Source organism: Rhodopseudomonas sp. WA056 (assembly GCF_010906995.1).
Classification (GTDB): Bacteria; Pseudomonadota; Alphaproteobacteria; order Rhizobiales; family Xanthobacteraceae; genus Rhodopseudomonas; species Rhodopseudomonas palustris_G.
The window spans coordinates 1-5,780 of record NZ_QPFS01000191.1 but is presented as its reverse complement, the minus strand read 5'-3'; the positions used below and the strand labels follow the sequence as shown (position 1 = coordinate 5,780).

At 66.9% G+C, this 5,780-nt stretch carries 7 protein-coding genes; 2 read left to right on the top strand and 5 right to left on the bottom strand.

The features are described from left to right. Window positions 1–345, top strand: a 345-nt coding sequence (locus DU475_RS22875; protein ID WP_205524518.1) for an RsmD family RNA methyltransferase, incomplete at its 5' end; no start/stop codon positions are given. Window positions 346–488: 143 nt separating this feature from the next. Here DU475_RS22875 and prmB read toward each other — a convergent pair. From prmB to uvrC, 5 genes are all read right to left on the bottom strand, one after another. Next, the gene (gene prmB / locus DU475_RS22870; protein ID WP_164633418.1) at window positions 489–1,502 is read right to left on the bottom strand and encodes a 50S ribosomal protein L3 N(5)-glutamine methyltransferase; all 1,014 of its coding nucleotides are present in this window, start codon (window positions 1,500–1,502) and stop codon (window positions 489–491) included. Next, entirely contained in the window at window positions 1,502–1,969 is a 468-nt protein-coding gene (locus tag DU475_RS22865; RefSeq protein ID WP_142882004.1) for a molybdenum cofactor biosynthesis protein MoaE, read from the bottom strand. The genes prmB and DU475_RS22865 overlap by 1 nt, the downstream gene beginning before the upstream one ends. 25 nt (window positions 1,970–1,994) lie before the next feature. Further along, complete coding sequence (moaD, locus tag DU475_RS22860) at window positions 1,995–2,246, bottom strand: molybdopterin converting factor subunit 1 (RefSeq protein WP_013501115.1); 252 nt, start codon at window positions 2,244–2,246, stop codon at window positions 1,995–1,997. Beyond that, complete coding sequence (gene pgsA / locus DU475_RS22855) at window positions 2,243–2,869, bottom strand: CDP-diacylglycerol--glycerol-3-phosphate 3-phosphatidyltransferase (RefSeq protein WP_013501116.1); 627 nt, start codon at window positions 2,867–2,869, stop codon at window positions 2,243–2,245. Before pgsA ends, moaD begins: the two co-directional genes overlap by 4 nt. 136 nt (window positions 2,870–3,005) lie before the next feature. After that, entirely contained in the window at window positions 3,006–5,105 is a 2,100-nt protein-coding gene (gene uvrC, locus DU475_RS22850; RefSeq protein WP_164633417.1) for an excinuclease ABC subunit UvrC, read from the bottom strand. A 310-nt stretch (window positions 5,106–5,415) separates the two neighbouring features. Here uvrC and DU475_RS22845 point away from each other — a divergent pair. Then, on the top strand, window positions 5,416–5,780 hold a 365-nt coding region (locus DU475_RS22845), incomplete at its 3' end, for an outer membrane protein (RefSeq protein WP_164633416.1).

Here is a 5,780-nt window from a genome sequence, read left to right as displayed (position 1 = left end):
GTCGACAACGGTGCCGAGGCGCGTGCGCTGCTGCGCGCCAATGTCGAGGCGCTCGGGCTCGGCGGCGTCAGCAAGGTGTATCGCCGCGACGCCGCCAATCTCGGGCCGGCGCATCCGGTCGAACCGTTCGGCGTCGCGTTTCTCGATCCGCCGTACCGCAAGCAGCTTGCGGAGGCTTCACTCGCGTCGCTGCGCGACGGCGGCTGGCTGCTGCAGGGCGCGCTGGTGATCGTCGAGGAAGCCAAGGAAGCCGGCTTCACGGCTCCTGCCGGCTACACCGAACTCGACCGCCGCGCCTATGACGACACCGAGTTCACCTTCCTGCGGTTCGGGGCGGGCGAGTAGTCCGTTTTTTCGACGTCATTCCGGGGCGCTCGCGAAGCGAGCGAACCCGGAATCCAGAGATTGTTTCGCACGGCGCAGAACAGGTCGAGATTCCGGGTTCGCGAACTGCGTTCGCGCCCCGGAATGACGGTGCGCGTCGGAAGCTACAAATCCGCTGCGGCGATCCAGAACACTTCGGCTTCGGAATCTTCGCTGTCGAGCCACAGCAGCGGGAGCTGCGGGAACTGGTCTTCGATCTGCGGCCGGCAGCGGCCGACTTCGCACAGCAGGCCGCCGTCGGGCATGAGATGATCCTTCGCCTCGGCGAGGATGCGGCGGATGATGGTGAGGCCGTCGTCGCCGCCGTCGAACGCCATCGCCGGCTCGGCGCGGCACTCCGCCGGCAGGCTGGCCATTCCGTCGGCGTCGACGTAAGGCGGGTTGGTGATGATCAGGTCGTAGCGCTCGTCGCCGAGCGGGCCGAACAGGTCGCCGTGATACAGGCTGACGCGATCGTCGAGCCGGTGCTCGGCGACATTGCGCGTCGCGACCGCGAGCGCATCCTTCGACAGATCGACGGCATCGACCGTCGCGTTCGGGAAGGCGTAGGCCGCAAGGATCGCAAGGCAGCCCGAGCCGGTGCAAAGGTCGAGCACGCGCTCGACCGCCTCCGGCGTATCGATCAGCGAGGTGTCGCCGCCGTCGAAATGTGAGTCGAGCAGTTCGCCGATGAAGGAGCGTGGCACGATCACCCGCTCGTCGACGTAGAACGGCACGCCGCGCATGTAGATCTTGTTGACGAGGTATGCCGCCGGCACCCGTGTGGCGATCCTGCGCTCGATCAGGCCGAGAATCGCGGCGGCTTCGCGCGCGGTGACGCGGGCGGAAGCGAACATCTCGAACTGATCGGGATGCAGATGCAGCGCTTCTCCGACCAGGAAAACAGCTTCGGCGATCGGATCGGTGGTGCCGTGCGCGAACACCACGCCGGCTTCGGCGAAGCGGCTGACGGCGTAGCGGACGAAATCGAGCAGTGTGACCAGCTCCCCCGCAGCCACCTTCGGCGGCTTGGGCGCGGTGACCTTGGCCGCGGCGCCGCGCTTGGCGGGTTTCGCCTTCGCGGCGGCCATCTTAGCAGCTTTCGGCTTGGCGGCCTTCGCCTTTGTTTTCTTCGCCATCAATCCTTGCTCCATCGCGCCATCGCGGCATCGTCGCGGCTGTGCGCCTCGACCCAGCGCGACTCGCCGGAGCGCTCCTCGCGCTTCCAGAACGGCGCGTTGGCCTTGAGATAGTCCATCAGGAATTCCGCCGCCGCGAACGCCGCCTGGCGATGCGCCGACGCCGCCAGCACCAGCACGATGTTGTCGCCCGGCACCAGGCGGCCGACGCGGTGAATGATCGTCAGCGCGGTGATCGGCCAGCGTTCGACCGCCTCATCGGCATGGCGCTGGATCTCCTCCTCGGCCATGCCGGGATAGTGCTCGAGCGTCAGCGCCGTGACGGTGTCGTCGCCTTCGACGCCCCGGCACAGGCCGGTGAACGACACCACCGCGCCGATGTCGGTGCGGTCCTTCGTCATCGCCGAGGTCTCGGCGGCGAGATCGAAATCGGCTTCCTGAATACGGATGGTCACCGGAACGGTCATCGGATCATCCCGTGCCCACGCCGGCTCAGCCACCGGTCATCGGCGGGAAGAACGCGACCTCGCGCGCGCCCTGGATCGGCGTTTCGGCGCTGACATGGGCGCGATCGATCGCGGCGCGGATCACGCCCGGTTTGTCGAAAGCCAGCGCGTAGCCGTCGCCGCGCGCCGCCAGCCAGCCGATCAGCTCGGCGATGGTGGTCACCGCCGGCGGCGGCTCGACGGTCTCTTCGTCAACGCCGATCCGCTCGCGCACCCAGGCGAAATACTTCACCTTCATGCCTGATCCTCTTCGATCAGATGGTGGATGCCGGCGCGGAAATAGTCGTAACCGGTGTACATCGTCAGCAGCGCCGACAGCCACAGCAGCGACACGCCGATCTCGGTCGTGAACGGCAGCACTTCGTTGCCGGCTTCACCGGCGAGCAGGAAGCCGATCGCGATGAGCTGCGCGGTGGTCTTCCATTTCGCCAGCCGGGTTACCGGCACGCTGACCCGCAGCGCGGCGAGGTATTCGCGCAGCCCCGAGACCAGGATCTCGCGGCACAGGATCACGATCGCGGCCCACAGCGTCCAGCCGTGGATGATACTGTCGGCCGCCAGCATCAGCAGGCAGGATGCTACCAGCAGCTTGTCGGCGATCGGATCGAGCATCCGGCCGAACGCCGATTGCTGATCCCAGATCCTGGCGAAATGGCCGTCGAGAAAGTCGGTGATCGCTGCGGCGATGAACACCGCGAGCGCCACCCAGCGCAGCGCCAGCGGGCCGCCGAGGATCGACTGCGCGAAAATGCAGCCGACCACCACCGGAATCGCGGCGATCCGCGCATAGGTGAGGATGTTCGGAAGCGTCAGAGACGTCTTCGTTCCCCGCACCGGCGCTCTGGTCGAGACGTTGTTCATCGAGCTTACCAATACTGCCCGTGACGGAAGGTCAACCTCCGACCCCGGCGTCTCCGTTCCGTATCAGGAAAAGGTGAAATCCGCATGGGGCGCGGCACGGTTCGATCCCGCCGACTTTGGTCGGAGAAGGCGTGCATCATCCCGGCCGAGCATGGAAGAACTCGAAGATTCGCCGCGCGCTTTCGGCGCTGATGCCCGGAACCTTGCCGAGGTCGGCGATCGACGCGCGCTCGATTTCCTTCAGCGTGCCGAAATGCAGCAGCAGCGCCCGCTTGCGGGTCGGGCCGATGCCTGGGATCTCCTGCAGTCCGGCCTCGCGGATGTCCTTCTTGCGCAGCGTGCGGTGCGAGCCGATCACGAAGCGATGAGCCTCGTCACGCAGCCGCTGGATGAAATACAGCACCGGGTCGCGCGGCTCGAGCTTGATCGCGTCGCGGTCGGGCAGGAACAGCGTCTCGCGTCCGGCGTCGCGGTCCGGTCCCTTGGCGACGCCGAGCAGCGTGACCTGGTCGGTCAGGCCGATGCCGGACAGCGCTTCGCGCGCGGCGTTGAGCTGGCCGCGGCCGCCGTCGATAATGACGAGGTCCGGCCATTGCGGCACCTCGTCGTCTTTGGACTTGTCGGCCGGTTCGGCATCGCCGCCATCGGTCTGCAACGCCGCCAGCCGTTTGAACCGTCGCTGCAGCACTTCGCGCATCATTGCGTAGTCGTCGCCGGGCGTCAGTCCTTCGGATCTGATGTTGAACTTGCGGTACTGGTTCTTGATGAAGCCGTCCGGGCCGGCGACGATCATCGCGCCGACCGCATTGGTGCCCTGGATGTGGCTGTTGTCGTAGACCTCGATCCGCTGCGGAGCCTTCGGCAGGCCGAGCGTGGTGGCGAGGCTGTCCAGCAGCCGGGCCTGGGTCGCGGTATCGGCGAGCTTGCGGCCGAGCGCTTCGCGCGCATTGGTCTGGGCGTGGGTGACCAGTTCCTTCTTCTCGCCGCGCTTGGGCACCGAGACTTCGACCTTGTGGCCGGCCTTGACGCACAGCGCGTCGGCGAGCAGCTCGGCCTCGTCGATCTCATGCGACAGCAGGATCAGCTTCGGCGGCGGCTTGTCGTCGTAGAACTGCGCCACGAAGGCGCCGAGCACTTCGGCCGGCGTGAAGGTCTTCTCGGCGCGCGGGAAGTAGGCGCGGTTGCCCCAGTTCTGCCCGGTGCGGAAGAAGAACACCTCGACGCAGGAATAGCCGCCGTCCTGATGGATCGCGAACACGTCGGCTTCTTCGACGGTGCGCGGATTGATGCCCTGCTGGGACTGGATCGCCGACAGCGCCGCCAGCCGGTCGCGGTAGAGCGCCGCAGTCTCGAATTCGAGCTCGCCCGACGCCTTCTCCATCTCGGCGGCGAGCAACTGCTTCACCGCCCGACTGCGGCCCGACAGGAAGTCGGTCGCCTCGCGCACAAGCTCGCTGTAACCTGGGAAGTCGACCTCGCCGGTGCACGGCCCGGCGCAGCGGCGGATTTGATAGAGCAGGCAGGGGCGGGTGCGGCTTTCGAAGAACGAATCGGTGCAGGATCGCACCAGGAACGCACGCTGCAGCGCCGTGATGGTGCGGTTGACCGCGCCGGCCGAGGCGAACGGACCGAAATACCGTCCTGGCCGGCTCTGCGCGCCGCGATGCTTGAGGATCTGCGGCGCCCAATGGTCGCCGGTGATCAGGATGTAGGGGAACGACTTGTCGTCGCGGAGCTGGACGTTGAAGCGCGGCCGGAGCTGCTTGATCAGGTTGGCTTCGAGCAGCAGCGCCTCGGTCTCGGTGGTGGTGGAGATCACCTCGAGCTCGACGGTGAGCGCGATCATGCGGGCGATTCGCAGCACCTGCCCCGTGGGGCGGGCGTAGGACGCCAGCCGCTTCTTCACGTTCTTGGCCTTGCCGACGTAAAGCACGTCGCGGCCTTCGTTCAGCATCCGATAGACGCCGGGCGAGGTCGGGGCCAGCCGCACCGCGCGCGCGATCGCCGAGCGGCCGACCGCCATCGGCCCGGCGCCGTCCCCCTCGGGCTCGTCCTCGACCTCCGGCAGCCGCGCCTCGTCGTCCTCTTCGACCGCCAGCGCAGCGGTGGCGGCGTCGATGTCCTGCGCTCCGACAGCAGGGGACGCCCCCGCGGCAGGCGCAGCCACGGCGGGAGAGGGGGCGTCGGCGGACGGTGCGGCCGCGGCCGTTCCGGGCTCGGCGGGATCGTGAATCATGGCGGCCCCAACCTATGCGCTCGCTTCCGCGGTTGCCAGCGCAGCGCCTCGCCGGAACCAGCCCCGCGCGAAATTCGCCTGTCTTGCCATGGTGTTGCCGCGAAGACCGGGAAGTAAGATTTTGTTAACAATGCGCGCCGGATCGGTCCGCGGGTTAAGAACCGCTTAACTTAAAACTCTCGATAAATTCGACGGGAAAAGAGAGGAAAGCCGTAACCATTCGGGACATTTTCCCATCGGCCGCGGGAGGCCGATGACTGGACGCTGATCGCGCCGCCGCTGGCGCGGCCGGGTCGTCGAGGAGAGTAAGATGCGTAAAGTTACACTGGCAGCGGCGGCCATGATCGCCGCGGGGATGTCGACGGCTCAGGCGGCCGACATGGGGTACTACCGGTCGAACGCGCCCTATACGGTCAATCAGCCGCTCAACGCCTTCAGTTGGGCCGGCCCCTATCTGGGCGGCAATCTCGGTTACGGCTGGGGCAACGTCACCAACAACATCACCAAGCCGTCGGGCTTCTCCGGCGGCCTGCAGGGCGGCTACAACTGGCAGTCCGGCAACATCGTGTTCGGTCTCGAGGGCGACATTCAGTTCTCGACCGCGGACGACACTTTCGCGCCCTACAAATTCTCCAACCCGTCGTTCGCCACCAGCTGCGTCCGGCTCTGCTACGC

Bases quoted from the DNA above. Each gene is read 5' to 3' on its own strand.
- DU475_RS22865 (WP_142882004.1), bottom strand. From the start codon at position 1,969: ATGACCGTTCCGGTGACCATCCGTATTCAGGAAGCCGATTTCGATCTC.
- uvrC (WP_164633417.1), bottom strand. From the start codon at position 5,105: ATGATTCACGATCCCGCCGAGCCCGGAACGGCCGCGGCCGCACCGTCC.
- moaD (WP_013501115.1), bottom strand. From the start codon at position 2,246: ATGAAGGTGAAGTATTTCGCCTGGGTGCGCGAGCGGATCGGCGTTGAC.
- pgsA (WP_013501116.1), bottom strand. From the start codon at position 2,869: ATGAACAACGTCTCGACCAGAGCGCCGGTGCGGGGAACGAAGACGTCT.
- prmB (WP_164633418.1), bottom strand. From the start codon at position 1,502: ATGGCGAAGAAAACAAAGGCGAAGGCCGCCAAGCCGAAAGCTGCTAAG.